Here is a 23,892-nt window from a genome sequence, read left to right as displayed (position 1 = left end):
CCGGCGCCGCCCGGATGTGCAGTGGGTGGGGAGATGCCATGACGCGGGAAGTGGGACGGGGCGGGGGCCTGGACGGCAAGGCGGTGCTGCTGGCGGCCGGGCTGGCCGATCTGGCGGTGAGCACGCTGGGTGCGGCCCTGGGGACGGTGCGGGGGCTGCTGCGCCGCTCGGACGCCGCGGAGCTGGCGGCGGAGGCCGGGGACGACCTGATGGCGCGTGGGCGCCTGGCGCTGGACCGGTACGCGGCCGTACCCCCGGCCCACCTGGAGATCCTCGCCCGGCACGCCCTGGCTCGGAAGACCGCTGATGATGTCTGACCGGTGGGAGCCGGCCGCGTTCAAGACCCGCGTCGACGAGGTACTGCACCGGTTCGTCGCCCAGGAAGCCGACCAGTTCGCGGCGATCGACCCGCTCCTGGGCCCGGTGGCCGAGCAACTGGAGGCGGCGGTCGCGGACGGCAAACGGCTGCGGGCGGCGTTCTGCTACTGGGGCTGGCGTGCGGTCGGACAGCCGGACAGCGACGCGCTGGTGCGGGCGGCGGCCTCCATGGAGCTGGTGCACGCCGCCGCGGTCGTGCACGACGACCTCATCGACGACAGCCCGCTGCGGCACGGGCGCCCCACCGCACATGTCGCTCTGCGAAGTGCCGTACGGCGTCGCCCGCGCGCCGACGCCGCCGCGAGGTCGCTGGCGATGCTGGTGGGAGACCTGCTGATGGCGCTGGCCGGGCAGTTGTTCGCCACCAGCGGTCTGCCCGCCGCCTATCTCGCCCGGGCCCGCCCCCTGTGGTCGGTGATGGCCCGCGAGCTGATCGCGGGCGAGTGCCTGGAGATCCTGCGTACCGGAGCCGGTCCGGACACCGCAGCGTCGCTGAAGGTGATCCGCTACAAGACCGCGAAGTACACCGTCGAGCAGCCCCTGCTGATCGGCGGCGCCCTGGCCGGGGCCGGCGCGCGGCTGCGCGAGGGCTACTGCGCGTATGGGCTGCCGCTGGGCGAGGCGTTCCAGCTGCGGGACGACCTGCTCGGCCTGTTCGGAAACCCGGAACGCACCGGCAAGGCCAACGCCGACGACGTGCGCGGCCACCGGCCCACGGCCCTGCTGGCAGAGACCTGGCGCCTCGCCCGCGACGACGACCGGGAGGGGCTCCGCGCATTACTGGGCCGACGCGATCCGGACGCGGAGGATCTGGACGCGGTCCGCGAGGTGATGCGCCGGCTCGGGGCACCCGACCGCATCGAGGACATGATCAGCGCACGCGTCGAGGAAGCGCTCGATGCCCTCCACGAGCTGGATATACCCGCGCACGCCGCCGCCGCACTGAGCGCGCTGGCGCGTTCGGCGGCGGTCCGCCTGTCCTGACCCCCGCACCGGGGTGGCACAGACCCGTGCCCTCCACCAGAAAGGCCCTGCCATGACCTGCACCGAGGCATCGATGGACGCCTTGCGGCAAGCCGGTGACGAACTCGCGGACGCCACCGTCGCCGCACTCTTCGAACGGGGGGAGGTGGGCACGTTCAACACCCTGATGCGCTACGTCTCCACCGTCGGCGCTCCCCTGCCGGAGGGGCTGCCCGACGTCGCGCGGGACTATCTCGAGGCCACTCGTGTCCCGCCGTCCTGGGTGGACTGGGCTGAGATGGAGAAGGCTCGGCTGTTCTTCATCGACAACAACGTGCACATCTCCACCGCGCTGTCCTTCGCCTCCATGCCCGCCTGCTACCTGGTCCCGCACGTGGCGAAACTGCTGTCGACCGCCCACGGGCTGAAGTACCCCTCCAAACGCATGGCGGAGACCGGCCAGTTCACCGTCTATCTGATGCAGCCCGACGCCTTCGAGGCCGGCAGCCGCTTCATCCCCGCCGCCCAGAAGGTGCGCCTCCTGCACGCCTCCATCCGCCACCACCTCAAACGCGAGAACCAGTGGGACACCGACGTGCTGGGGGTGCCGATCTGCCAGGAGGACATGATCGGCGGGCAGATGTTCTTCTCGCTGCTCGTGCTGGACAGTCTGCACCGCCTCGGCATCCACATGTCACAGGAAGGCGCGGAAGCCTACTACTACGCCTGGCGCGTGGTCGGTGCCATGCTCGGCGTCGACCAGGACGCCGTCCCCAAGACCCTCGACGAGGCACGCCGGTTCCTCGACCAATACATGATCCGGCACATGGGGCCTTCCGAGGAGGGCAGCCACCTGACCCGGCAGCTCATCGACCTCTACGAGGAGGTGGTGCCCGGCACCTTCTTCGACCCGATCGTCTCCGCCCTCATCCGCTACCTCATCGGCGACACTTGCGCCGACTGGCTCAACGTGCCGCACACCCCGTGGGACAAGGTCGTCAAGGCCGTGCCCCACCTCCTCGGCATCCTGGAGACCATCGAGGACAACTCCCCGCTCGGCGCCTGGGCCCTGGACCGCCTCGGCCACCTCACCACGGTCTTCGAGCTGTCCTCCCTCACCCGCGGACGCGTCATGCACTACGCCATCCCCGAACAACTCAAGAAGGACTACGGCGTCTCCAGCACGGTGCCCCGCACCCACCAGTGGACCCCACCGGCCGCCACGGTCTCTTGATCACCGCGCGCTCAAGCGCACTCATGAGGTGGTGGCAAGGCGGTCCCTGGCGGCTGCCCTGAGTGACTCGGTGTACGCCCGGTCGAGTCCGGTCGGGGCGATAGCCGCCAGCGCCTTCAGGTAGGCAGGCCGTTCGCAGGAGTGCGGGGTGCACAGCCAGAGTCGTCGCAGTACCGGAGCTGCCTCCGCGGCCGCCGGCCCGAAGCGGGCCAGACCGGCGGCGAGCCGGTCGGGGCCGCACCACTGGCGTGCCTGCGCGTGGGCCGCGAGTTCGTCGATCAGTGCGGGCAGGTCCTGGGCCTCGCCGTGTTCGGCCAGAACCAGGATGCCGGTCCCCCACCGCCAGTCCTGCCGGACGGCGTCATACACCAGCTCGGCGGATGTCGCGGGATCCTCCGGCGCCAGCAGCGCGCCCAGGCCCCGCCCCCGGTGCAGCAACCCCTTGAGCGAGCGCGCCGGCGCGTACGCGTGGTCACTCGCTGATTCGTCGTTCATCGCTGCGGAGCCTGCCCGAGACGCACCAGCGGCACCAGACATTATTCACCGGGCTGCCCGGCCCCGGTCAGCCCCGGGCGCGGCGCCCGCCACCAGCAGCCGCTTCCCGTCAATTGTGCAAAGTCCCAGCAAAAATGGTTGGCTTGCCGCAGTCGAGGGCGCCGCAGGCCGGGGCGCCGGGGAACGAGCGGAGGAGAGCAATGGGCCAGGTCGAGGCCACCACCGAGCGGATCGTCGCGGGCAGCCCCGAGGACGTGTTCGACGCGCTGGCCGACTACAGCGGCACGCGCGGCCGGGTGCTCCCGGAGCAGTACAGCGAGTACGAGGTACGCGAGGGCGGCGACGGTCAGGGCACGCTGGTCCACTGGAAGCTCCAGGCCACCAGCAAGCGGGTGCGCGACTGTCTGCTCGAGGTGACCGAGCCGACGGACGGGCAGCTGGTCGAGAAGGACCGCAACTCCTCCATGGTCACCACCTGGACCGTGACCCCGGCGGGCGAGGGCCAGGCGCGCGTGGTCGTCACCTCGACCTGGCAGGGCGCGGGCGGCATCGGCGGCTTCTTCGAGCGGACCTTCGCGCCCAAGGGCCTGGCCCGGATCTACGACGCGCTGCTCGCGAACCTCGCGGCCGAGGTCGCGAAGGAGAAGTAACCCGAAGGCTCACCGGATCGGGTGGTTTCCTCAGCGGCGTGTGTAGCCGCCGCATACCCTCCGACCGGGGCGAAAGCCTCGCACGTCCCTCTCCCCACCGGTCAGCGGCGATTCGTCGCGCTTGCTCACAGTTGTCGCGTAATGCGAGAAATGGGCGGCGGTGCAGGCGCGACGAGGGGAGAAGGACGTGGGCGGGATCACCTGGACCCCCCTGGCCAAGGGGGGCGAGCCGGGGCGCGCCGCCGGTCCCGTACCCGCCTGGGCCCGGACGGCGCAAGAAGCGGCCCTGCAGGACCAGCAGACACAACAAGCCCAGCAGGCGCCCCAGGCCCAACAGGGGCAACAAGCCCAGCAGGCGGCCCAACAGGTATGCGAGGCGGCGCGGCTGACGGCGCCCGAGGCCGCCCGGGAGACCGGGGGCCCCGGCACGGCGGGCGGCAGCGCGTCGGCCGGGCTCAGCCGGGCCCGTATCCGGATGGTCTTCTTCGGGCTGGTGCTCACCCTGCTGCTGGCGGCCCTCGACCAGACCATCGTGGCCACCGCCCTGCCGAAGGTGGCCGGTGAACTGCGCGGCGTGGACAAGATGTCCTGGACCGTCACCTCGTATCTCCTCACCTCGACCATCGTGCTCCCGGTCTACGGCAAGCTCGGCGACCTCATGGGCCGCAAAGGCGTCTTCGTCTTCGCCATCGTCGTCTTCGTGATCGGCTCCGCGCTCGCGGGCTGGTCACGCACGATGGACGAGCTGATCGCCTTCCGGGCGGTCCAGGGCGTGGGCGCCGGCGGTCTGATGATCGGCATCCAGGCGATCATGGCGGACATCGTCCCGGCCCGCGAGCGCGGCCGCTACATGGGGCTCATCGGCGCCTCGTTCGGCCTCGCGTCGGTCGCGGGCCCCCTGCTCGGCGGCTTCTTCACCGACCACCTGTCCTGGCGCTGGTGCTTTTACATCAACGTGCCCTTCGGCCTGGTCACCCTGGCCGTCGTGGCCGTCGCGCTCAAGCTCCCCAAGCCGACCGGGCGGGCGCGCTTCGACTACCTGGGCGCGCTGCTCCTGGCCACCTCCTCGACCTGCCTGGTGCTGCTGACGAGTTGGGGCGGCACCGAGTACCCGTGGAAGTCCCGCGTCATCCTCGGGCTCGCGCTCGGGGCGGTGGGCAGCGCGATCCTCTTCGTCGTCGTCGAGTCCGTGGCGCTCGAACCGATCATCCCGCTGCGGCTCTTCCGCGACTCGGTCTTCTGCGTCACCGGGCTCATCGGCGCGGTCCTCGGCGTGGCGCTCTTCGGGGCCGCCAGCTATCTGCCCACCTTTCTCCAGATGGTCGACGGCGTCAGCGCCACCGAATCGGGGCTGTTGCTGCTGCCCATGATGGGCGGCATGATCGTGGCCTCCGTCGCCACGGGCCAGCTCATCAGCGCCACCGGCCGGTACCGGATCTTCCCTCTCCTCGGCGGCGTGCTCTCCGTCATCGGCATGTGGCTGCTCTCCCGGCTGGACGAAGACACCTCCCGCCAGGACTACAGCCTGTGGATGGGGATTCTCGGGCTCGGCATCGGGCTGGCCCTCCCGGTGCTGGTCCTTGCCGTCCAGAACTCCGTACGCCCCGCCGACATCGGCGCCGCCACCAGCGCCAACAACTATTTCCGGCAGATGGGCGGCAGCGTCGGCGCGGCCGTCTTCGGCACCCTCTTCGCCCATCGTCTCGCCGACCGGCTCGCGGTAGAACTCCCCGCCACCGGCTCGGATCCGGGGTCGTCCGGCCCCGGGCTGTTCGACCCCGAGTCGGTCACCCCGCAGCTGGTGCACTCGATGCCCGGCGCGCTGCGCGACGGCTACATCGCGGCATACGCCGAAGCCATGCCGCGGATCTTCCTCTATCTCGTGCCGGTGCTCGTCCTGGGCTTCCTGCTCGCCTTCCTGCTGAAGGAGAAACCTCTGGTGTCCCACACCGACTTTGCCGTCCAGCAAGACCCCGTCGTCCCGGCCGCGCGCACCGTGCCCCGGACCGCCCCGGCGCCCACCACCGCCGGCATCCCGGTCTGCGGCACCGTCCAGCACCACGACGGCACCACGGTCCCCCGGGCGGCACTCACCCTCATCGACGTCGCGGGACGCCAGATCGGGCGCGGGGCCACCGGCGAGGACGGACGGTACGCGCTGAGCACGCCGGGCGCCGGCTCGTACATCCTGATCGCCGCGGCCGGCGGCCATCAGCCGCGGGCGGTCAGCGTCACGGTCGGAGACCGCCCCGTCGACCTGGACGTCGTGCTCGGCGGCGCGGGCCGGCTGGCCGGGACGGTGCGCACCGCGGACGGCGCGCCGGTGCGGGACGCGACGGTCACCCTCACCGATGTGCGCGGCGAGGTCGTCGCCACCACCCGCAGCGGCCTCGACGGCGGCTATGTGATCACGGAGTTGGTGGCGGGCGAGTACACCCTCGCCTCCAGCGCCCCCGCCTTCCGCCCCGCCGCGCTGCCGGTCACCGTCCAGGCCGCCCGCGAGACGCGCCAGGACATCGAGCTCGCGGGCGGCGCGGTGCTGCGCGGCGTGGTGCGGGCGGGCGGCGGACGGCTCGTCGAGGACGCGCGCGTCACGCTCCTGGACGCGGCCGGCAACGTGGTCGACACGTCGACCACCACGGCGGACGGCGCCTTCCGCTTCGTCGACCTCTCGGCGGGCGAGTACACGGTGATCGCGGCAGGCTACCCGCCCGTCGCCACCGTCCTGCAGGTCGCGGGCGGCGGCCGCACCGAACGCGACCTCCAACTCGGCCACGACGACTGAGCGCTCCGGGGCAGGGGGCGGTTCGTCTTCGTGCCCTAGACTTCCCGGCCACTGGCGAAAACGCGCGGTCGAGCGCAGGGGCAAGGAGGAGCCGCCATGGCAACGGGGGGATGGGGCCAGCCGAACGGCCCCGGGCAGGGAGGCAACCGCTGGGGACCGCCCCCGGCACCCGGTCCGTACGGGCCGCCGCCGACGCCCGATCCGTACGGGCCGCCGCCGCCGAACCCCTACGGCCCGCCGCCCCCGCCGCCCCCCGGGCCGTACCGTCCGGCGCCCAGGGGTCGGCGCTGGTACCGGCGGGTGCCCTTCCTCTCCTTCCTCGTCCCCCTGCTCCGTCTGTCGCACCGGCCCGCGCGGCACCTGTTCGACCAGGACGGCGGCGGACGCGTCCACGACCCCGTGGTCGACCGCGTCCAGATCACCCGCACGGTGCTCGGCCTCCTCGCGACGTTCGCCCTCTACTACACGTACGGGTCGGACGGCGACCTGAAGGACCAGGCCAGCGAGAGTGCCGGCCAACTCATGGTGACCCCGGTCCTGCTCCTCATCGCCGGACCGGTGGTCATCGCCCTCTTCATCCGCTACGCGCCCGCGGAGCGGCGGCGGTTGCTGCGCTCCCGGCTCCGTGTCCCGGCCAAGACCGTCGGCTGGTACGTCCTGACCGTGGCCGTTCTCGTCGCCACGTTGTGGGTGATCTCCACCAGGCTGAAGCACGAGCTGCACGGGGTGTGGCTGTTCGTGGCCGCGGTCCCGGCGCTCGTGTTCGTGCTGTGGGGGCTGCCGTTCTTCTTCATGGCCTCGGCCTACGTCGCCCGCTCAGCCTTCAACACCGCCTATGTGCACGCCGCGCTGCCGGCCGTGATCACCGTGGTGATGGTGTGGATCATCGCCGTCCTCAACGCGACCGGGAGCGGTATGCCGGGCGGGCCGCTGTGGGCCCAGTTCTGCGCCCTGTTCGGCGGCCCGCTGTCGGTGACCGGGCTCTCCCTGTGGGAGCTGCGCCGACTGCGCACGCGCCACGGCGTGACCATACGCGGCTGAGACAGCGGCTGAGACATCCCCCTATTCGGGTATTGCGGCGCGCGGCCGCCCGCGGCGGTCGTACCGTGGGGAGCGGTGGCGCAGATCTTGCCTGGCTAAGGAGTCTTCCCCCTATGGACCGTGGCACGTCGCGCGGCGACGATGAGCTGGGCGGGGTGCGCCGGGTGCCGGTGCAGCGGGGTGGCGGGTCCGGGAGGATGCCGCTCGCGGTGGTGGTCGTCGACGCCGACGGGCTGGTGACGCACTGGAGTTCGGGTGCGCGTCGGCTCTTCGGGCGCAGCCGTGAGGAGGCCGTGGGCTGTCGGGCCGTCGATCTGATGCCGGTCTCGGGCGCGCTCGGCGGAGCGGACTGGGAGGGCGGGGAGCGCGGGCCGGACCTGGACGCCTCGCCGGCCGGGGCGGTGCCCTGCCCCACGGCCGGGCGGGCCCGGATGGGGGATCGGGAGGGCGGCCCGGTCGATGTGTTGTGGTGGGCGTATCCGCTGCTCGGGCCGGGTCCGGAGCGGCTGCTCGTGCTCGCGGCCGACGCCTCGGGGTTGGCCGAGGTGGAGCGCGCGGCCGGCGGGGATCGGGAGCGGTTCTCGCCCGGCTTCGCGCTGCACACCGAGTTCCCCGGCGCGGACCGGCTCGCCGGGCGGCTGCCGGACATCCTGCCCAACATGGGCCCGGCCAGGGCCGGCCGGATCGTCGCGCAGGTCCTTGAACTCGGCTATCCGGTGCTGGAGATCAGCAGGCACGAGCGGGTGCCGGTGACCCCGGACTGGGGTATGCCCCGCTATCGCGAGCGGCAGGCGCGGCAGGAGGCCGCCCGGCGCGCGGCGTCCGCCGGGACCGGGGGCCGGACCGGGGGCGAGACCGGGGCCAGGGGCGCGGGGGAAGCGTCGCGCGCCTGCGGTGTGCCGTACGCATCCGAAGACCCGTACGCATCCGAAGACCTCGACCTGGAGTACGCGGCCGTCCGCGAGCGCCTGGAATTCCTCAACGAGGTCAGCGGGCGCATCGGCACCTCACTCGACCTCGCCCGCACGATCCGCGAGGTCACCAGCGCCGCGGTGCCCCGCTTCGCCGACTTCGCGGGGACGCATCTGCGCGCCCAGGTGCTGGCCGGCGAGGGATTCCCCGACGGCCCGCCCGATGTCACCACCGTCTGGCACCGGGTGTGGGTCGAGCACAACGACGAACCCGGCCGCTGGGACGACACGGTGCCGGTCGGGGAGACCATCGCGTTCCCCGAACACACGCCGTTCTTCCAGTGCATGGTCACCGGCGAGCCCGTGCTGATCCCGTACATCGACGACGCGTTGGGCGACCGGATCGCCGGGGAGTTCGAGAAGCGGGACCTGCGGCCGCTGATCAACGGCCGGTCGCTGCTGATCGTGCCGCTCAAGGCGCGTGATGTGGTGCTGGGCTTCATGGTGCTGATGCGCCGCGCGGGGCGGGAGCGGTTCCACGACATGGACCGTACGACGGGCGCCGAACTCGCCGCCCGCGCGGGCCTGGTGCTCGACAACTCCCGGATGTACACCTACCAGGAGAACGTCGCCGAGACGCTCCAGGACAGCATGTTGCCGCAGGTCACCCCGCGCATGGCCGGATGCGACACCGCCACCCGCTATCTGCCGGGCACCCGGCTCGGACGGGTCGGCGGTGACTGGTTCGACTGCGTCAAGCTGTCCGGCTCGCGCACCGCGCTCGTCGTCGGCGACGTCATGGGGCACGGCCTGAACGCGGCCGCGATGATGGGCCAGTTGCGCATCGCCGTACAGACCATGGCGGCCCTCGACCTGCCGCCCGCCCAGCTGCTGCGCAGCCTCGACGACCTGGCGCAGCGGCTCGGTGAGCACTACCTCGCCACCTGCCTCTACGCGGTCTACGACCCCATCCGCTCCGAGCTGCTGATCTCCAACGCGGGCCACATCCCACCCGTGTTGGTGCGCGCCGCGGACGGCCGCAGCGAGCTGCTCGACCTGCCGACCGGAGCGCCCATCGGGGTCGGCGGGGTGCCGTTCGAGACGGCCCGGATACGGGTGGCGCCCGGCGACCGCCTGGTGCTGTGCACGGACGGCCTGGTGGAGGTGCGCGGCCAGGACATAGGCGCCGGGCTCGCGGCGCTGTGCGAGTCCGCCGCACACCCGGCCGCGTCGATGGACGAGGCCTGCGACACCATCATCCGAGCCCTCAACACCCAGGGCGGCCGCAAGGACGACGTGGCGCTGCTGATGGCCCGGCTGGGCGGCATCCCGGCCCGCGACGTGGCGCAGTGGCGGCTCGCGCTGGAGGCGCGCGAAGTGGGCCGGGCGCGCCGGCTGGTGCGGGAGCGGCTGCTCCAATGGGGCCTACCGGAGGCCGTGGAGACCGCGGAGCTGCTGGTCAGCGAGGTGGTGACCAATGCGATACGGCATGCCCACACCCATCATGTCGTGCTGCGCCTGGTGCGTACGGACGCGCTGCTGTGGGAGGTCTTCGACGACGACCACGAACTGCCGGTGCTGCTGAGCGCGGGCCGCGACGACGAGGCGGGGCGCGGGCTGCGGGTGGTCGGCGCCCTGGCGCGGGAGTGGGGCGGCAGCCGGTCGGCGGACGGTAAGACCGTCTGGTTCGAGCAGAGTCTTCCCCGTCTTCCCGGCCCGGCGCGCGCGGGCGCGGGCGCGAATGTCGCGTGAAGGAATGCGCCAGGCCCTTGTCCGGCTCCGGGGAGCGGCGATAGTCACAGGGACCGTACGGTTGGCCTCTGTTCCGAGGAGCGGCGGATGAGTGTGTCGGAGCGTTACACGCAAGCGTGGGAAAGCTACTGGCGGGAGACCTCGGACGCGCCGGGGGAGGCCATCTGGGACGCGGACCCGTCGCTGTCGGCGGCCCCGCACCTGGACCTGCTGGCCCCGCACGCCGACACCGGGCTGCCGATCGTCGACCTCGGCTGCGGCAACGGCACCCAGACCCGCTATCTGGCCTCCCACTTCCCGCGCGCCCTCGGCGTCGACCTGTCCCGGGCGGCCGTCGAACACGCACGGCGCGCGGACAGGGCGAAGGTGGCGGAGTTCGAACAGCTCAACCTGACCGACGCGGCGCGCGTGCGCGAACTCCACGAGAGGCTCGGCGACTCCAATGTCTATATGCGCGCCGTCATCCACCAGAGCGACCCGCCGGACCGGCAGCCGGTCGCCGAAGCGGTGGCGACCCTGCTGGGGCGGCGCGGGCGGGCGTTCGTGGCCGAGCTGACCGAGGAGTCCAAGACCGTGCTGCGGGAGCTCGCGCAGGCCCCGGGCGGCCCGCCGCCGAAGCTCCGCCGGGTGTTCGACCACGGCCTGCGCCCCGCCGACGCGCGGACGGCGGAGGTGGCCGAGCTGCTGCGCGAGGCGGGGCTGACGGTCCTGGCCCAGGGGCTCACCACGCTGCCGCAGACCGAGTACCGGGCGGACGGGACGCGGATCGACCTGCCGGCGCAGTGGTTCGTGGTGGCCCCGGCCGCTCGGCGCGCAGGGTGATGACCGTGGCCGTGCCGAGGGAGCCTTCGGTGGGAATCGTACGGGTCGTGGTGGCGCGCCCGCCGATGAGGCGCCGCAAGGACGCGGGGCCGGGCTGCGACCGGCCCCGTTCGAAGAGGATGAGGCTCACCTCGGCCCCGGAGGGCGGCGCCATCCGCCGGTACTGGCCGAAGGTGACCGCGTCGCAGCCGGAGTACCAGCCGAGGTCGGGCTCGTAGCCGGTGACCAGCAGACAGGGGCGGTCGCTCGCGAGCTGCCGTGCCACGGCGACGGTTGAGAGATGTTGGGCGTTGGGGCCCGGCATCGCGTCGTGCGCCACGTACTGCGCGGTCGCCGGCACAGTGACGGCGGCGAGTGCGGCGACGGCGGCGAGCACGGTCGCGGACCAGCGGCCGGCCGCCTCGGCGAGGGTCTGCACGCCGAGCACGGTCAGCAGGACGACCGACAGGTAGACGAAGCGAGGCTCGCCGTCCGTGGCCACACCGAGCACCACGAAGGTGAGGATCGCGGACATGCCGAGAAAGACGCTGCGCCGATCGTGGTGTTGCTGTCGGCGGCGCCGGATCGCGGCGCCCAGGCCCCAGAGCCCGGCGGCCATGACGACGGCGCCGAGGTCACCGGCCAGCCGGTACGGGAAGATGGACACGTAGTAGACGAGACCGTCGCCCACATAGCTCCGGCCGGCGTGCTCGGTCGCGGAGAGGATCAGGCCGAGGGGGCTGCCCGTGACCTCGGTGGCGTAGACGAAGTGCGGTACGAGCCCCGCGAGGAAGACGCCCACGCCCAGGGCCAGTCGGCGGCTCTGGGCCAGCCAGGCCCGGGGCCCGTAGGCGAGGACGGCGGCGGCGACGACGGCCGCGAGGGTGCCCACCACGCCGTACCGCAGATAGAAGGCGGCGAGCGCCGCGAAGGGCAGGGCATACAGGGCGCGTGAACCGGGCTTCTCCTGTGCGCGGACGAGCAGGTAGACCACGATCAGGAGCAGGCCCGTGGCGCCGATGTCATTGAGGAACTGCGGCACGCGGCGCAGGAAGCCCAGCCCGCCCAGGAGCAGCAGCGTCGCCACGACGGCCCGTCGGGGGGTGGCCAGGCGGGCGGCGACCAGATAGGTCGTGATGAGGGTGAACAGGGTCAGCAGCAGCGCGACCACCCGCAGCGCCCCGACGTCGTCGTGCACGGCCAGGGCGATCCGGCCGAGCACGGGCAGTCCCACCGGGCGGTAGGTGCCCCAGCCCGCGTCCGGAGTGCCGTCAAGCCACGAGCGGGCCTTGTTGGCGTACACCGCCTCCTCGTGGCCGATCAGCGGCTCGTCGTCCTGAAGAGCGGCCCACACGGCGGCGGCCATGGCCAGCACCCCGGCGGCGCCCGCCCACGCGGGTATTCGCCCCAGCCGGTCCACGGCCCGGGCGACCACGGGCGGCGGAGCGGGCACCACCCGCAGGCCCCTTCGGGCGAGCAGCCACGCCGGGACGGCGACCAGCAACCAGGGCCAGGGCTGCCCGCCACCGATCCCCACCGCGAGCAGCACCTGCTGCACGACGGCGGCGAGCGCCGCCACGACGGCCACCACCAGAGCCACCCGCCGGCCCCGCGGCGTCCTGACTTCTCCGGAGGTCTCCGGGGCGCCGCGGACCGAACCGGGGCTGATCACGGGGGCGGTGGTCATAGGTCACCTCAAGGGCCGGAGGGCAGGCGGGGAACGGGCCCGATGCTCACCCGGAGGTGCTGAGACGACGCTGAAGGATTCTGAAGACCTCTTCAGGGACGGCGGGAACGGCTGTGGATACTTACGTGGTGCGGCTACTGGTGGTGGAAGACGAGGAAGGGCTCGCTGTCGCCCTGAAAAGAGGCCTGGAAGCGGCCGGATACGCGGTGGACGTGGCCCATGACGGCCTGGTCGGCCTGTACATGGCGCGCCAGAACCCGTATCAGGCGATCGTGCTCGACATCATGCTGCCCGGCCTGAACGGATACCGGGTCTGCGCCCGGCTCCGGGCGGAGGACAACGAGACGCCCATCCTGATGCTGACCGCCAAGAACGGCGAGTACGACGAGGCCGAGGCGCTGGACACCGGCGCCGACGACTTCCTGGCCAAGCCCTTCTCGTATGTGGTGCTCGAGGCCCGGCTGCGGGCACTCCTCCGCCGCGGAGGCGCCCGGACCCGTACGGTGCTGCGCATCGGCGACCTGTGGATCGACCCCGCCAACCGGTCCGCCGGCCGCGGCGACGTCCAGATCAGACTGACCGCCAAGGAGTTCGCGGTGCTCGAATGCCTCGCGCGGCGGGCCGGTGAGGTCGTACCCAAGATCGACATCGTCGATCAGGTCTGGTCGGCGGATTTCGAAGGCGATCTGAACATCGTCGAGGTGTACGTGAGCGCCCTGCGCCGAAAGATCGACACGCCCTTCGGCCGCGCGTCGATCGAGACGGTACGGGGCACCGGCTACCGCATGACCGGCCATGGCGCCTGAAGCACCGAACACCCCGGCGGCACGCCCCCGGCGCAAGGCGATCACGCCGCACGTACGCGCCGCCGTCCGGGCCGGGCTCACCGCGGGCTGCCTGCTCATCGCGGCCGTCGTGTGGCTCGGGTACGCGGATGCCGTGGCCCTGCTGCGGAGGCGCGAGGTCGGGGCCCCGGCCATCATGCTCATCGCCGGGGCCACGGTGTGGGCGTTCTCGCGATCCGCCAGGCGGGCGCTGTCCCTGCGCCTCCGCTTCGCGCTCGTGATCGGCGCCGGCACGGCCCTCCTCTTCGTCGGCGAACTCTGGTGGTCGATCCAGACCGGCGGATCCGCGTTCGGCTACCTGCCCAGCCTCGGCTGGGACCTGGCGTTCTGGGCACCCCTCGTCGTCGTGGTCCTCGCCGTCACCGCGTGGACGGCGGCGGGCCGGGCGCTGCGCCCCGTCGAGGCCATCCGCCGGGAACTCGAGGACATCACGGCCCGGTCGCTGGGCCGCCGAGTGCCGGTCTCCGCCTCGGCCGACGAAATCGCCCGGCTCGCACGGACCATCAACACGACCCTGGACCGACTGGAGCGGGCCGCCGAACTCCAGCAGCGGTTCGTCGCCGACGCCTCCCACGAGCTGCGCAGCCCCCTCGCCGGGCTGCGGGCCTCCCTCGAATCGTCACTGACGCACCCGGAAGGCGTCGACTGGGAGGCCCGCGTACGCGACGCCCTCAGGGACATCGTGCGGCTCCAGAACCTCAGCCACGACCTGCTGCTCCTGGCCCAGCTGGACGGCGGCGCGCCTGTCGCCGACACGAAGGTCAACCTCACCGACCTCGCCCACGACCTGGCCGTGGAACACCGCCATCTGCCCCACCCCCGCCCCCTCGACATCCGCTGCGTCGCCGGCGATCCACCGGCCTGGGTTCGCGGCAGCGACCCCCAGCTCGAACGGCTGCTGCGCAACCTGCTGGGCAACGCCTGCCGTTACGCCCGCACCACGGTCGAGGTCACGGTCGGGACCGTACGCCACGAGGACGGGGACACCGTCGTGTTCGAGGTCCGCGACGACGGCCCCGGCATCCCCCCGGCCGATCGGGAACGGGTCTTCAAGCGCTTCAGCCGACTGGAGGACGCCCGCACCCGCAAGTCCGGCGGAGCCGGGCTCGGCCTGGCCATTGCCCGGGAGATCGCCGTCCGCCACGGCGGCACGCTTCACTTCGCGGACACGGAGTCCGGGACGTGTGCCGTGGGGCGACTGCCGTCGGCCACCGGGTGTGAGTAGTCGAGGGCTGACACCGCACTCCCACACCGGCGTCGCCTACCGGTTCTGCGCCGCCGAGGACTGCCACCTCATCTACGTCGACACCTCGCGCCGCGGCCGCCGCCGCTGGTGTTCCATGGAGCACTGTGGTAACCGCCACAAGGTCAGGGCGCTGCGCGCCCGCCACTCCGAGGAAGGATGACCGCCATGCCCACAGGACTCACCAAGGACGCCGGCTGGCAGATCGGCGTGTCCCGCACGCTGCCCCACCCCGCATCCATCGTCTGGGACTTCATCAGCAGCCCCGAAGGACTCGCCCTGTGGCTCGGCCCTGGCGCGGTCCTCGCTGCGGAACGTGGCTCCTCCTACCGGACGGCCGCAGGAGTGACCGGCGAGGTACGCGGCTACCGTCCGGCAGACCGCATCCGCGTCACCCACGGCACCACCACTGTCCAGGTCGCCCTCGCTCCCGCCGCCGATGGGGCCCGCACGATGCTCCGCTTCCACCAGGAGCACCTGGCGAGCAGCGAAGAACGCGAACGGCAACGGGCGCACTGGCAGCGCGTCATGGGCCAGGTCGCTGCCGCTCTCGACCGGCAGTGACCTGGCCCGTGATACCTGACCGCCTGCTCCGGCGCGGCTACCCGTGAAGGTCGCCGGGGCGGGGTAGGCGAGGAGGCCGGCCAGGCCGGGGCGGTCGACGGTGGCGCCGCTCTTCTTGTCGACGTAGGTCCGTTCGTCGGGGATGCCCGCCGTGCTCAGCGCCTCGAGCCGGCGTGCCAGGCTCTGCCCGGTGGTGGAAACCCGCGCGTTTCAACCCCAGACGCTGTCTGGCTTCGCCGGGTTCGTGGAAGGGGCGACGGCATGGCCATCGCGAAGAGGGGCACACGGATCATCGTGGTCGACGGGGAGCGTTATCGCTGGGTGGTTTCACCCGACAGCGGATCCATCGTCCTTGTCGTCGAACGCGCGGAAGAGGAAGGGCAACGCCTGTCGACGCATTTCGAGCAGTCGGCTGTGATCACGCCGGGAGTGGTTGCCGCAGTGATCGAGGAGGCACACCAACTCGGATGGGTCCCCGGGCAGCGGGACACGGAACTGCAGCTGTGGAACCTGGCCTTGCATCCGGACCCTGCCGACCTGAGATTGTTCACGCGCGAAACGCTCCCGCCGTGGTCGGAGCGGGAGGGATATCGGATATCGGCCTCGGAGGCCCGGGTGAATGCCCCCGTCACCGGTGCCATGACTGAGCCGTCGGCGGCGATCCCCGACCCCGAGCAGGCGATCGCCGTGCTGCGTGAGGCGATCGACATCCTCCAGACCGCCTTGCGGGGCATGCGGGACCTCCCCATTGAAGAACCCGAGCGCACTACGGCGGTGGCCCGGATCCGGTTGGCCACGATGACCGCCCCGGTGCTGGACGCGTTCAACGGCGCGTCTGACGCCGAGAGCAGCGGCTCCGGTGGATCCCTGGCGGAGGCCCGTGCCCATTTCCGCCGCGTGTTCTTCTTCCTTGACGCCGCTGACCCGGCCGCCGCGCGCATGGAATTGAACCTGGCTCGGCTTGCGCTTCTTTTCGGGCCGCGTTCGGCCTGAGCGGAGTGGCTGCGCAGGGGCGTAGATCACCGGCGAAGGGGCCGACCCGCCCGCCGGGAATGCCCCGGGAGATCTCAATGCCCCCTGCCGGGCAGTGGCCGGAGAGATGGAGGCAAGAGGAGCACTTGTCGCTGATCGGCGAGGTTGAGTCGGAGAGCATTCCCCGGCGCGAAGCGCCGGGGTGGGGTCAGACTGTGGCTGCCTGTTCGGCGCGGGCTCTGGTCCGGGCGAGGCGGTAGGAGTCCGTGCAACAGGTCCGACACCACTCTCCCGCGCCGCCCGCCACCGTCCGAGCAGCACATAGACCTGGCGCCGGGAGCTCCCCGGCGATACGGCGGCCTCGTCCACTCCGTACCTGATCCTGCTCGGACCAAGGACCGTTTGTGCCGGAAGCATGGGCCGGCGCTCGCGTCGATCCCCCCTGGGCGGGACGGCGCTTCCAGCCAAAATGCTTCCGGTTGGACCGCTCCCGCCCGCGCCCCGCGGCGCGGCAGGAACTGAAACACTGATTTACTGGCGTGTTTCATATCAGAACAAGAATTCACCCGCTTTATCAGCTCGTCCCTTGGTCGACGATGGCAGTCAACACCGGTTCAGGGAAGGGGAGTTGTGCAATGGTGGATTGGGTGAAGGTCGCGGGCAGTCTCACTGCCATCTCGGCGGGGTCCAGGACGACGGTGTGGGGGGTGAACGCGGCAAGCAGCATCTACCGGTACACCAACTACGACGCCAACCCGTGGATCCACATCCCCGGGGGCCTGAGTGACATCGGCGCGGGTGCCGACGGCACGGTGTGGGGCGTCAACGGCGGCAACCAGATCTTCCGGTACGCCGGAGACCAGGGCGCGTCGAACCCCTGGGTGGGCATCACCGGCAGCCTGGTCCGCATCGACGCGGGATCCCGGACGAACGTGTGGGGGGTGGACTCCGCCAACGCCATCTACCGGTACACCAACTACGACGCCCACCCATGGATCAAGGTCCCGGGGGCGCTGAGTGACATCGGCGCGGGTGCCGACGGCACGGTGTGGGGCGTCAACGGCGGCAACCAGATCTTCCGGTACACCGGGGACCAGAACAGCTCGAACCCGTGGGTGAACGTCTCCGGCAGCCTCAAGCGGATCGCGGTGGGCTCCCGGACGAACGTGTGGGGCGTCGATCCCGCCGGCAGCATCTACCGGTACACCAACAACGACGCCAGCGGCGTCAACCCGTGGATCAAGATCCCCGGCACCGCCACCGACATCGCTGCCGGGGCCGACGGCACCGTGTGGCACATCAACAGCGGCGCCGAGATCTACCGGTACACCGGCGACCAGCCGAGCTGATTCCGGCCCTGTCATCCGTGCGGGCCCTTGCCGGGATGGGCCGGGGCCCGCACGGATGACTTGGTCAGTGCTCCGCGTCGTCCGGTTCCGTCGCGTCCGAGGCGCGCAGGGGCCGCAGGCCCTCGCCCGGCCCTCTGGCCGCGAAGTTGAACTGGTAGCGGATCCGCGCATGTGACCACCATCGGCTACTGCGGGTGGCCCGCTCCTTGAGGTGCGGCCGGTGTCTGGATGGCGGAGGCGAGGAGTGCCAGTTTGTCGGCACTGTCGGTTCCGGGGTCCGGGTGGAAGACGATGAGCGTCTGGCCTGCCGCGCCGCCGATGCCCAGCCGCTCCTGGTTCAGCCGCAGGCGACCGACCTGGGGGTGGTCGATGCGCTTGGTCGTGCCTTCGCACACCACTACGTCATGGCGGGCCCAGAGCCGGCTGAAGCGGGGGCTGGCGAGGGAGAGCTCACCGACGAGCTCGATGAAGCGGGGGTCGTCGGTGTCGGTGCCGACGGACTCGCGGAAACCGGCGACCATGCCCACGGTGGCGTGCTCCCAGTCCAGGTAGAGGGCCCGCTCGGCCGGGTCGAGGAACGCGTCCCGCAGGCGGTTGCCTCCCACCGTGAGGCGCGGTGACACGGCAGTCGCCAAGGCGTTGGCGGCGAGCACGTCGAAGTAGCGGCCCTCGACGTACGCGGGCAGCGGGAGCGTGGCCACCAACTTGGCGATGCCCGGCGGCACGGTCTCCCTCCGGCGCGGGCGCCGACGCCGCTGCCGTCGGGGTTTGTCGGCGCCAAGGCGCAGCAGGTACGCCGTCGCGTCGTCGTCGAGCCGGAGCACGCGCGCAAGGGACTCCAGGACCTGCACGGAGGGGTTGCGGTCCCGGCCCTGCTCCAGACGCAGGTAGTAGTCGGCGCTGATGCCTGCGAGCATCGCCACTTCCTCCCTGCGCAGGCCCGGCACGCGCCGTACCCCCACAGCGGGGATACCGACCTGTTCAGGAGTGACGAGCTCACGGCGGGCGCGTACGTAATCGCCCAACAGGTTCGGTTCGTCGGTCATCTCGCCACCGTAATGCGCACCGGTGCGCGCGTGCCTGGTCCTGTCACCCCCAGGATCGCGGGGGCCCTGGCTCGGCCGGGGCCCGGTCGGCAGCGTGGTCAGCCGACAAGCGACAGCAAGGAGCGAAACCATGTCCACGTATCTGCTGGTACACGGCGCCTGGCACAGCGGACAGTGCTGGGAGCGAGTGGTCCCCTTGCTGGCGGCGGCCGGACACCGGGTGGCCGCGCCGACGCTGACCGGCTACGGCGAGAAGGCGCATCTGCTCAGCCCCGAGGTGGGGCTCGACACGCACGTCGACGACGTCGTCGGGCTGATCACCGAGGAAGACCTGAGTGAGGTGATCCTCGTGGGCCACAGCTACGCCGGGCTGGTCATCTCGTCCGCGGCCAACCAAATTCCGGATCGCATCGCGCACTTGGTCTACCTCGACGCGATGGTCCCGGAGGACGGCGAGACCGCGGTCGATGTCATGCCCGTCGCCCAGGCCCAGATCGACCGCGCGCTTAAGTCCGACAGCGGCTGGCGGGTCCCACCGCTCCCTGAGTTTCCGCCGCCCACAGGGCTGTTCGGGGTCACCGACCCGGCGGACGTCGCCTGGCTGCGCACGATGCTGTCGGATCAGCCCGTGCGCTGCCTCCAGCAACCGGTCCGACTGGACAACCCGGCCGTGAACGCGATCCCACGGACGCATATCCACTGCGTTGTCGGCGAGCCCGAAGGCTTTGTCCGGCGCCCCGTCCCCGCGATACAGCCCAACGGCACCCCGGCACAGGTGTGGGAGCTGGCGACCGGCCACGACTGCATGATCACCACGCCGGTCGAGCTCGCCGACCTGCTGCTGAAGCTCGGCTAGCGGGCGGCGAAGGCAAGGAAGTCCGCCCAGGCGTCGGCGGGTATGTGGAGGTTCGGGCCGTCCGGGATCTTCGAGTCCCGGACGTGGACGGTGGCGGGGGTGGTGGCGACCTCGACGCAGTCGCCGCCGCTGGAGTCGCTGTAGCTCGACTTGTGCCAGTCGAGGGCGACCTCGACGCACTGGCCCCCGCCAGAGTCGCTGTAGCTGCTCCTGAACCATGCGAGTCTGCTCATAGCTCACCCATCAACTGCTCGATGAAGCTTACGGATTCCTCCGGCCCAAGAGCCTGGGACCTGATCATGGCATAGCGGCGGGCCAGTGGGTTCACCTTGTGCGGCTTGGAGACCAGGATGCTCTCATCGTGGCTCTCCAGGTAGGCCAGGGTTGTCTGGTCGGGAGCCTCGAGGATCGTAAACGAGCCCCGTAGTCCGGCGTGTTCTGCGCGGCTCAGTGGCATGACCTGGATCGTCACATTCGGACGCTCGGCGCACTCGATGAGGTGATGGAGCTGGGCGCGCATAATTTCCGAACCGCCGATCATTCGTCGGAGCGCTGCTTCTTCGAGGACGGTGTGAGTCAGCGCCATCGGCTTGCGGTCGAACAGCGCTTTGCGGTCCATTCGGGCTCCGACAAGCTGCTCCAGCTTCCCCTCCTCGAACGGTGGGTAGTTGCACCGGAGCAGCGCACGGGCGTACTCCTCGGTCTGCAAGAGGCCGTCGATCACCTGCGTGCAGTACGACGACACACTCAGCGCCTCCTGCTCCAACTGCACGAACCCCTGGAAGTACTCCGGGTACCGCTCCAACCGCAAGAACCCAATAGCCGACCGCAGCAACCCGCCCGCGTCCAGTGCCTTCTCAGCCGCTTCGACGAAATCGTCCGTCGGCGGCTTCGCGCACGTCTCCACCGCGCTCACCGCCGACCCCGTGTAGTGCATCAGCTCGCCCAGCTGCTCCTGCGTCAACCCTGCGTGTTCGCGCAGAATCCGCAGCACAGCGGCGAAGTACTGCATCGTCGGCGGCGCCGAGTCCTTCTTCTTGGGCTGCGACATCCCCAACCACCCCCTCAACGCGGCTCAACGCCGATCAACCTCCGTTCGACAGGAGTTGTCGGCAGCCGCAGTCGACGTTCCGTTACTGGCCACGCTAGACACCTGCACTGACAGTGGGGGCATGAACGCACAAAGTCACGACGTAAATCCCCGCCATGGCTGGAAGCAGAGGTTTACACCCGTCCCGCTCTCCGTCCATCACGCTCGCCAAACGGCCGCAGCCGTTCTCTGCGCGTGGAGGGTGCCCTCGGGCTCCGCCCAGGCCGCGCTGCTTGTTCTGTCCGAGCTGACCACCAACGCGGTGCGGCATGGCCGCGTACCGGGGAGGTATTACGAGGTGCGGATGGCCTACGACGGCGAGAAGCTCATCGGCATCGAGGTGTCGGACCCCAGCGAGGGGCTACCGGTCATCACCGATGCGACGCCGGACGCCGAGTCAGGGCGCGGGCTAGCGATCGTGGGGGCGTTCGCCGAGGCGTGGGGCGTGCGGGAGCGGGTCGTCGGGAAGACCGTCTGGGCTCGGGTCCGTCTCTGAGGCGTCAGGGGTCAGCTTTTCGGGGCCGGGGTGGGCGTGTTGTCGGCCTTGACGTCGAACTTGATGTTGTCGCCGTCGACGCCGGTCACTGTGACCGTGACGCCCAGGGTGCTGCCGTCGTCCGCGGTGAGCTTGCACCGGGTGGTGGTGTCGACCTTGCCCTCAAGCTCCTTGGGGCAGGTGATGTTCGGCTTCGGCCGACCTGTCGTGGCGGCGAGCCTTTCGGCGACTGTGGTGGCCAGCTTGTCCGCCGACAGTTTCGGCGTGGACTTCTCGGCGCTGCCCGAGGCCGAGCAGCCTGCGAGCAGCGCGCCGGCGGCCACGGCCGTGAGGATCGAGGTTGTTGCGGACAACCGGATGACGGACATGGGGGGAACTCCGGTCTTGGTGATCATGACAAGAAGACACGGGAAGCATAGTTGGCAGGAAAGATCCGGTCGTGATCGGGGTGCAGATGAAAGGCTGACCACAATGACCTGGGAGGAGCGGGGAGAGTCATGAAGATCCTCATCAGTGCCGACATGGAGGGCGCCACGGGCGTGACCTGGCCGGCGGACGTGCTGCCCGGGACCCCGCAGTGGGAGCGCTGCCGCCGTTTGTTCACCTCCGATGTGAGCGCGGCGGTCACCGGGTTCTTCGACGGGGGCGCGGACGAGGTGCTGATCAACGAGGCGCACTGGACCATGCGCAATCTGCTGCTGGAGGAGCTGGACGAGCGGGCCGTCATGCTGACGGGCAAGCACAAGAGCCTGAGCATGGTCGAGGGAGTGCAGCACGGCGATGTCGACGGGATCGCGTTCGTCGGCTATCACACCGGCGCCGGGACCGAGGGCGTCCTCGCCCACACCTATCTCGCCAACTCCATCACCGGCGTGTGGGTGGACGGCGTGCCCGCGAGCGAGGGTCGGCTGAACTCGCTGGTCGTCGCCGAGTACGGGGTTCCCGTGGTGCTGGTCACCGGGGACGACCGGACCTGCGAGGATGCCAAGGGGTACGCGCCCGGGGCGCGGTCGGTGGCGGTGAAGGACTACGTGTCGCGGTACGCGGCGGTGTGCCGAACCCCGGCCCGTACGGCGGCGGACATCCGGGAGGCGGCCCGGGAGGCGACGGCGCTGGCCGTGCGTCATGGACCGGTGCAGGCCGGGCCGTTCACCGTGGAGCTGGAGTTTGACGCGGAGCACCTGGTGGGGGCGGCGACGGTCGTGCCGGGCGTGGAGCGCAGCGGGGTGCGGCGCGTGGCGTACACCTCACCGAGCATGTACGAGGGCATCCGCTGCTTCAAGGCGGTCACCACGCTCGTCTCGGCCGCGGTGGAGGAGCAGTATGGGTGAGCTGGAGCCGGCCGAGGCGATCGACGAGCGGGCGCTGGAGGAGGCGGTGCGGTTCACGTCCGAGCTGATCCGTATCGACACCACCAACCGCGGCGGCGGCGACTGCACGGAGCGCCCCGCCGCCGAGTACGTCGCGGAGCGGCTGGCCGAGGCGGACATCGACACCACCTTGCTGGAGCGGGACCCGGGGCGGACGAACGTCGTCGCGCGCGTCGAGGGCACCGACCCGTCCGCCCCCGCGCTGCTGGTCCACGGCCATCTGGACGTGGTGCCCGCCGAGTCCGCCGACTGGAGCGTGCACCCCTTCTCGGGGGAGGTGCGCGACGGCGTGGTGTGGGGCCGGGGCGCCATCGACATGAAGAACATGGACGCGATGGTGCTCGCGGCCGTCCGCGCCTGGGCCCGCGCGGGCGTGCGGCCGCGCCGGGACATCGTGCTGGCCTTCACCGCCGACGAGGAGGACAGCGCGGAGGCCGGCTCCGGCTTCCTCGCGGACGAGCACCCCGAGTTCTTCGAGGGCTGTACGGAGGGCATCAGCGAATCGGGCGCCTTCACCTTTCACGCCGGGGCCGGGATACGGCTGTACCCCATCGCGGCGGGTGAGCGCGGCACGGCCTGGCTGAGGCTCACCGCCCGGGGCACGGCGGGACACGGCTCGAAGGTCAACCGCGCCAACGCGGTCAGCCGGCTGGCCGCAGCCGTGGCGCGGATCGGGGAACACCGCTGGCCGGTGCGGCTGACGCCGACCGTGAAGGCCGCGCTGACCGAGATCGCGGCGCTGCGGGGCGTCAAGGCCGACGTGGACGCCGCCGACTTCGACGTCGACGCGCTGCTCGCCGAGCTGGGGCCGGCCGCGGCCCTCATCGAGCCGACGGTCCGCAACAGCGCCAACCCGACCGTCCTGGAGGCCGGTTACAAGGTCAACGTCATCCCCAGAAGCGCCACGGCGTACGTGGACGGCCGGATCGTGCCGGGCGGCGAGGAGGAGTTCCACGCCACCTTGGACCGGCTCACCGGGCCGGACGTCGACTGGGAGTTCCACCACCGGTCGCCGGCCCTTCAGGCCCCGCCCGACAGCCCGGCCTTCGCGGACATGCGGGCCGCGGTCGAACACTTCGACCCGGGCGGACACGCCGTGCCGTACTGCATGTCCGGCGGCACGGACGCCAAGCAGTTCTCCCGGCTCGGCATCGTCGGATACGGCTTTTCGCCGCTGCGGCTGCCTGAGGGCTTCGACTACCAGGCGCTCTACCACGGCGTGGACGAGCGGGTGCCGGTCGACGCGCTGCACTTCGGCGTCCGGGTGCTCGACCACTTCCTGCGGAGGGCCTGACGCAGGTCGACGAGGCTGGACTTGTAGTGAGTATGAGACGGCGACACGCCGAAGCGACGGCGTGTCGCTG

The 23,892-nt window shown here is 71.2% G+C and carries 23 protein-coding genes and 2 pseudogenes; 18 read left to right on the top strand and 7 right to left on the bottom strand.

All coding sequences use genetic code 11. The features are described from left to right. Nucleotides 1-38 precede the first annotated feature (38 nt). The 3 genes from PV419_RS24940 to PV419_RS24930 are packed head-to-tail and all read left to right on the top strand — an operon-like array spanning nucleotide 39 to nucleotide 2,575. The gene (locus PV419_RS24940) at nucleotides 39-317 is read left to right on the top strand and encodes a polyprenyl synthetase (protein WP_319692388.1); all 279 of its coding nucleotides are present in this window, start codon (nucleotides 39-41) and stop codon (nucleotides 315-317) included. Beyond that, nucleotides 307-1,362: a polyprenyl synthetase family protein gene (locus PV419_RS24935; protein ID WP_319692386.1), complete on the top strand. Its 1,056-nt coding sequence runs from the start codon at nucleotides 307-309 to the stop codon at nucleotides 1,360-1,362. Before PV419_RS24940 ends, PV419_RS24935 begins: the two co-directional genes overlap by 11 nt. 52 nt (nucleotides 1,363-1,414) lie before the next feature. Further along, nucleotides 1,415-2,575 carry an oxygenase MpaB family protein gene (locus tag PV419_RS24930; protein WP_319692384.1) on the top strand — a complete coding sequence of 387 codons (1,161 nt, stop codon included), beginning with the start codon at nucleotides 1,415-1,417 and terminating at the stop codon, nucleotides 2,573-2,575. Nucleotides 2,576-2,596: 21 nt separating this feature from the next. On the opposite strand, the gene PV419_RS24925 is transcribed toward PV419_RS24930, so the two are convergent. Further along, the gene (locus tag PV419_RS24925) at nucleotides 2,597-3,070 is read right to left on the bottom strand and encodes a hypothetical protein (RefSeq protein WP_319692382.1); all 474 of its coding nucleotides are present in this window, start codon (nucleotides 3,068-3,070) and stop codon (nucleotides 2,597-2,599) included. 200 nt (nucleotides 3,071-3,270) lie between these two features. On the opposite strand from PV419_RS24925, the gene PV419_RS24920 reads away from it, so the two are divergent. From PV419_RS24920 to PV419_RS24900, 5 genes are all read left to right on the top strand, one after another. Beyond that, complete coding sequence (locus PV419_RS24920; protein WP_319692380.1) at nucleotides 3,271-3,720, top strand: SRPBCC family protein; 450 nt, start codon at nucleotides 3,271-3,273, stop codon at nucleotides 3,718-3,720. Nucleotides 3,721-4,105: 385 nt separating this feature from the next. Further along, nucleotides 4,106-6,505, top strand: a complete 2,400-nt coding sequence (locus PV419_RS24915) for an MFS transporter (RefSeq protein WP_319692566.1) — start codon at nucleotides 4,106-4,108, stop codon at nucleotides 6,503-6,505. 96 nt (nucleotides 6,506-6,601) lie between these two features. Then, on the top strand, nucleotides 6,602-7,546 hold the full coding sequence (locus PV419_RS24910) for a hypothetical protein (RefSeq protein ID WP_319692378.1): 945 nt from the start codon (nucleotides 6,602-6,604) through the stop codon (nucleotides 7,544-7,546). Nucleotides 7,547-7,659: 113 nt separating this feature from the next. Beyond that, complete coding sequence (locus tag PV419_RS24905; protein ID WP_319692376.1) at nucleotides 7,660-10,209, top strand: SpoIIE family protein phosphatase; 2,550 nt, start codon at nucleotides 7,660-7,662, stop codon at nucleotides 10,207-10,209. An 87-nt stretch (nucleotides 10,210-10,296) separates the two neighbouring features. Continuing rightward, nucleotides 10,297-11,031 (top strand): class I SAM-dependent methyltransferase, encoded by a 735-nt coding sequence (locus PV419_RS24900; protein ID WP_319692374.1) that lies wholly within the window; start codon nucleotides 10,297-10,299, stop codon nucleotides 11,029-11,031. Here the strand turns inward: PV419_RS24900 and PV419_RS24895 are convergent. Further along, nucleotides 10,931-12,697, bottom strand: coding sequence for a glycosyltransferase family 39 protein (locus PV419_RS24895; protein WP_319692372.1), 1,767 nt, complete (start codon nucleotides 12,695-12,697; stop codon nucleotides 10,931-10,933). The genes PV419_RS24900 and PV419_RS24895 overlap by 101 nt on opposite strands. 128 nt (nucleotides 12,698-12,825) lie before the next feature. On the opposite strand from PV419_RS24895, the gene PV419_RS24890 reads away from it, so the two are divergent. The 4 genes and pseudogenes from PV419_RS24890 (at nucleotide 12,826) to PV419_RS24875 (ending at nucleotide 15,349) form a co-directional block, all read left to right on the top strand. Next, nucleotides 12,826-13,503, top strand: a complete 678-nt coding sequence (locus PV419_RS24890) for a response regulator transcription factor (protein ID WP_319692565.1) — start codon at nucleotides 12,826-12,828, stop codon at nucleotides 13,501-13,503. Continuing rightward, nucleotides 13,493-14,767 carry a HAMP domain-containing sensor histidine kinase gene (locus tag PV419_RS24885; RefSeq protein ID WP_319692370.1) on the top strand — a complete coding sequence of 425 codons (1,275 nt, stop codon included), beginning with the start codon at nucleotides 13,493-13,495 and terminating at the stop codon, nucleotides 14,765-14,767. Before PV419_RS24890 ends, PV419_RS24885 begins: the two co-directional genes overlap by 11 nt. 40 nt (nucleotides 14,768-14,807) lie before the next feature. Beyond that, nucleotides 14,808-14,948 (top strand): annotated as a pseudogene (locus PV419_RS24880) (CGNR zinc finger domain-containing protein); the annotation flags it as partial. 5 nt (nucleotides 14,949-14,953) lie between these two features. Further along, nucleotides 14,954-15,349 carry an SRPBCC domain-containing protein gene (locus PV419_RS24875; RefSeq protein ID WP_319692369.1) on the top strand — a complete coding sequence of 132 codons (396 nt, stop codon included), beginning with the start codon at nucleotides 14,954-14,956 and terminating at the stop codon, nucleotides 15,347-15,349. Between the two features lie 72 nt (nucleotides 15,350-15,421). Here the strand turns inward: PV419_RS24875 and PV419_RS24870 are convergent. Then, a pseudogene (locus PV419_RS24870) lies at nucleotides 15,422-15,544 on the bottom strand (recombinase family protein); the annotation flags it as partial. Between the two features lie 66 nt (nucleotides 15,545-15,610). Between PV419_RS24870 and PV419_RS24865 the strand changes: the two are divergent. Both PV419_RS24865 and PV419_RS24860 read left to right on the top strand, forming a co-directional pair. Continuing rightward, nucleotides 15,611-16,342: a hypothetical protein gene (locus PV419_RS24865; protein ID WP_319692368.1), complete on the top strand. Its 732-nt coding sequence runs from the start codon at nucleotides 15,611-15,613 to the stop codon at nucleotides 16,340-16,342. A 575-nt stretch (nucleotides 16,343-16,917) separates the two neighbouring features. Next, a complete protein-coding gene (locus tag PV419_RS24860) occupies nucleotides 16,918-17,670 on the top strand; it encodes a tectonin domain-containing protein (RefSeq protein ID WP_319692366.1) in 753 nt (250 codons plus the stop codon). A 185-nt stretch (nucleotides 17,671-17,855) separates the two neighbouring features. Here the strand turns inward: PV419_RS24860 and PV419_RS24855 are convergent, their stop codons facing one another. After that, nucleotides 17,856-18,716 carry a helix-turn-helix transcriptional regulator gene (locus PV419_RS24855; RefSeq protein ID WP_319692364.1) on the bottom strand — a complete coding sequence of 287 codons (861 nt, stop codon included), beginning with the start codon at nucleotides 18,714-18,716 and terminating at the stop codon, nucleotides 17,856-17,858. A 130-nt stretch (nucleotides 18,717-18,846) separates the two neighbouring features. On the opposite strand from PV419_RS24855, the gene PV419_RS24850 reads away from it, so the two are divergent. Then, complete coding sequence (locus tag PV419_RS24850) at nucleotides 18,847-19,572, top strand: alpha/beta hydrolase (RefSeq protein WP_319692362.1); 726 nt, start codon at nucleotides 18,847-18,849, stop codon at nucleotides 19,570-19,572. Here the strand turns inward: PV419_RS24850 and PV419_RS24845 are convergent. Next, entirely contained in the window at nucleotides 19,569-19,805 is a 237-nt protein-coding gene (locus tag PV419_RS24845) for a DUF397 domain-containing protein (protein ID WP_319692360.1), read from the bottom strand. The genes PV419_RS24850 and PV419_RS24845 overlap by 4 nt on opposite strands. Next, nucleotides 19,802-20,623 (bottom strand): helix-turn-helix transcriptional regulator, encoded by an 822-nt coding sequence (locus tag PV419_RS24840; protein WP_319692358.1) that lies wholly within the window; start codon nucleotides 20,621-20,623, stop codon nucleotides 19,802-19,804. Before PV419_RS24840 ends, PV419_RS24845 begins: the two co-directional genes overlap by 4 nt. 121 nt (nucleotides 20,624-20,744) lie before the next feature. Between PV419_RS24840 and PV419_RS24835 the strand changes: the two genes are divergently transcribed. Next, on the top strand, nucleotides 20,745-21,158 hold the full coding sequence (locus tag PV419_RS24835) for an ATP-binding protein (RefSeq protein WP_319692357.1): 414 nt from the start codon (nucleotides 20,745-20,747) through the stop codon (nucleotides 21,156-21,158). Nucleotides 21,159-21,169: 11 nt separating this feature from the next. Here the strand turns inward: PV419_RS24835 and PV419_RS24830 are convergent, their stop codons facing one another. Further along, entirely contained in the window at nucleotides 21,170-21,526 is a 357-nt protein-coding gene (locus PV419_RS24830; RefSeq protein WP_319692563.1) for a DUF4333 domain-containing protein, read from the bottom strand. A 129-nt stretch (nucleotides 21,527-21,655) separates the two neighbouring features. On the opposite strand from PV419_RS24830, the gene PV419_RS24825 reads away from it, so the two are divergent. Together PV419_RS24825 and PV419_RS24820 are read left to right on the top strand one after the other, a co-directional pair. After that, the gene (locus tag PV419_RS24825) at nucleotides 21,656-22,489 is read left to right on the top strand and encodes a M55 family metallopeptidase (protein WP_319692355.1); all 834 of its coding nucleotides are present in this window, start codon (nucleotides 21,656-21,658) and stop codon (nucleotides 22,487-22,489) included. Then, nucleotides 22,482-23,822, top strand: a complete 1,341-nt coding sequence (locus PV419_RS24820) for a M20/M25/M40 family metallo-hydrolase (RefSeq protein WP_319692353.1) — start codon at nucleotides 22,482-22,484, stop codon at nucleotides 23,820-23,822. Before PV419_RS24825 ends, PV419_RS24820 begins: the two co-directional genes overlap by 8 nt. The last annotated feature ends 70 nt before the right edge of the window (nucleotides 23,823-23,892 follow it).

The sequence above is a fragment of the Streptomyces sp. ME19-01-6 genome (assembly GCF_033793745.1).
Taxonomy (GTDB): Bacteria; Actinomycetota; Actinomycetes; order Streptomycetales; family Streptomycetaceae; genus Streptomyces.
Note: the sequence above shows the minus strand (reverse complement) of the source record. Positions and strands in the feature narration are given on the sequence as shown.

Excerpts from the sequence above, each read along its gene's own strand:
- PV419_RS24940 (WP_319692388.1), top strand. The coding sequence starts at position 39 with ATGACGCGGGAAGTGGGACGGGGCGGGGGCCTGGACGGCAAGGCGGTG.
- PV419_RS24935 (WP_319692386.1), top strand. The coding sequence starts at position 307 with ATGATGTCTGACCGGTGGGAGCCGGCCGCGTTCAAGACCCGCGTCGAC.
- PV419_RS24930 (WP_319692384.1), top strand. The coding sequence starts at position 1,415 with ATGACCTGCACCGAGGCATCGATGGACGCCTTGCGGCAAGCCGGTGAC.
- PV419_RS24925 (WP_319692382.1), bottom strand. The coding sequence starts at position 3,070 with ATGAACGACGAATCAGCGAGTGACCACGCGTACGCGCCGGCGCGCTCG.
- PV419_RS24920 (WP_319692380.1), top strand. The coding sequence starts at position 3,271 with ATGGGCCAGGTCGAGGCCACCACCGAGCGGATCGTCGCGGGCAGCCCC.
- PV419_RS24910 (WP_319692378.1), top strand. The coding sequence starts at position 6,602 with ATGGCAACGGGGGGATGGGGCCAGCCGAACGGCCCCGGGCAGGGAGGC.
- PV419_RS24905 (WP_319692376.1), top strand. The coding sequence starts at position 7,660 with ATGGACCGTGGCACGTCGCGCGGCGACGATGAGCTGGGCGGGGTGCGC.
- PV419_RS24900 (WP_319692374.1), top strand. The coding sequence starts at position 10,297 with ATGAGTGTGTCGGAGCGTTACACGCAAGCGTGGGAAAGCTACTGGCGG.
- PV419_RS24895 (WP_319692372.1), bottom strand. The coding sequence starts at position 12,697 with ATGACCACCGCCCCCGTGATCAGCCCCGGTTCGGTCCGCGGCGCCCCG.
- PV419_RS24885 (WP_319692370.1), top strand. The coding sequence starts at position 13,493 with ATGGCGCCTGAAGCACCGAACACCCCGGCGGCACGCCCCCGGCGCAAG.
- PV419_RS24875 (WP_319692369.1), top strand. The coding sequence starts at position 14,954 with ATGCCCACAGGACTCACCAAGGACGCCGGCTGGCAGATCGGCGTGTCC.
- PV419_RS24865 (WP_319692368.1), top strand. The coding sequence starts at position 15,611 with ATGGCCATCGCGAAGAGGGGCACACGGATCATCGTGGTCGACGGGGAG.
- PV419_RS24860 (WP_319692366.1), top strand. The coding sequence starts at position 16,918 with ATGGCAGTCAACACCGGTTCAGGGAAGGGGAGTTGTGCAATGGTGGAT.
- PV419_RS24855 (WP_319692364.1), bottom strand. The coding sequence starts at position 18,716 with ATGACCGACGAACCGAACCTGTTGGGCGATTACGTACGCGCCCGCCGT.
- PV419_RS24850 (WP_319692362.1), top strand. The coding sequence starts at position 18,847 with ATGTCCACGTATCTGCTGGTACACGGCGCCTGGCACAGCGGACAGTGC.
- PV419_RS24845 (WP_319692360.1), bottom strand. The coding sequence starts at position 19,805 with ATGAGCAGACTCGCATGGTTCAGGAGCAGCTACAGCGACTCTGGCGGG.
- PV419_RS24840 (WP_319692358.1), bottom strand. The coding sequence starts at position 20,623 with ATGTCGCAGCCCAAGAAGAAGGACTCGGCGCCGCCGACGATGCAGTAC.
- PV419_RS24835 (WP_319692357.1), top strand. The coding sequence starts at position 20,745 with ATGAACGCACAAAGTCACGACGTAAATCCCCGCCATGGCTGGAAGCAG.
- PV419_RS24830 (WP_319692563.1), bottom strand. The coding sequence starts at position 21,526 with ATGTCCGTCATCCGGTTGTCCGCAACAACCTCGATCCTCACGGCCGTG.
- PV419_RS24825 (WP_319692355.1), top strand. The coding sequence starts at position 21,656 with ATGAAGATCCTCATCAGTGCCGACATGGAGGGCGCCACGGGCGTGACC.
- PV419_RS24820 (WP_319692353.1), top strand. The coding sequence starts at position 22,482 with ATGGGTGAGCTGGAGCCGGCCGAGGCGATCGACGAGCGGGCGCTGGAG.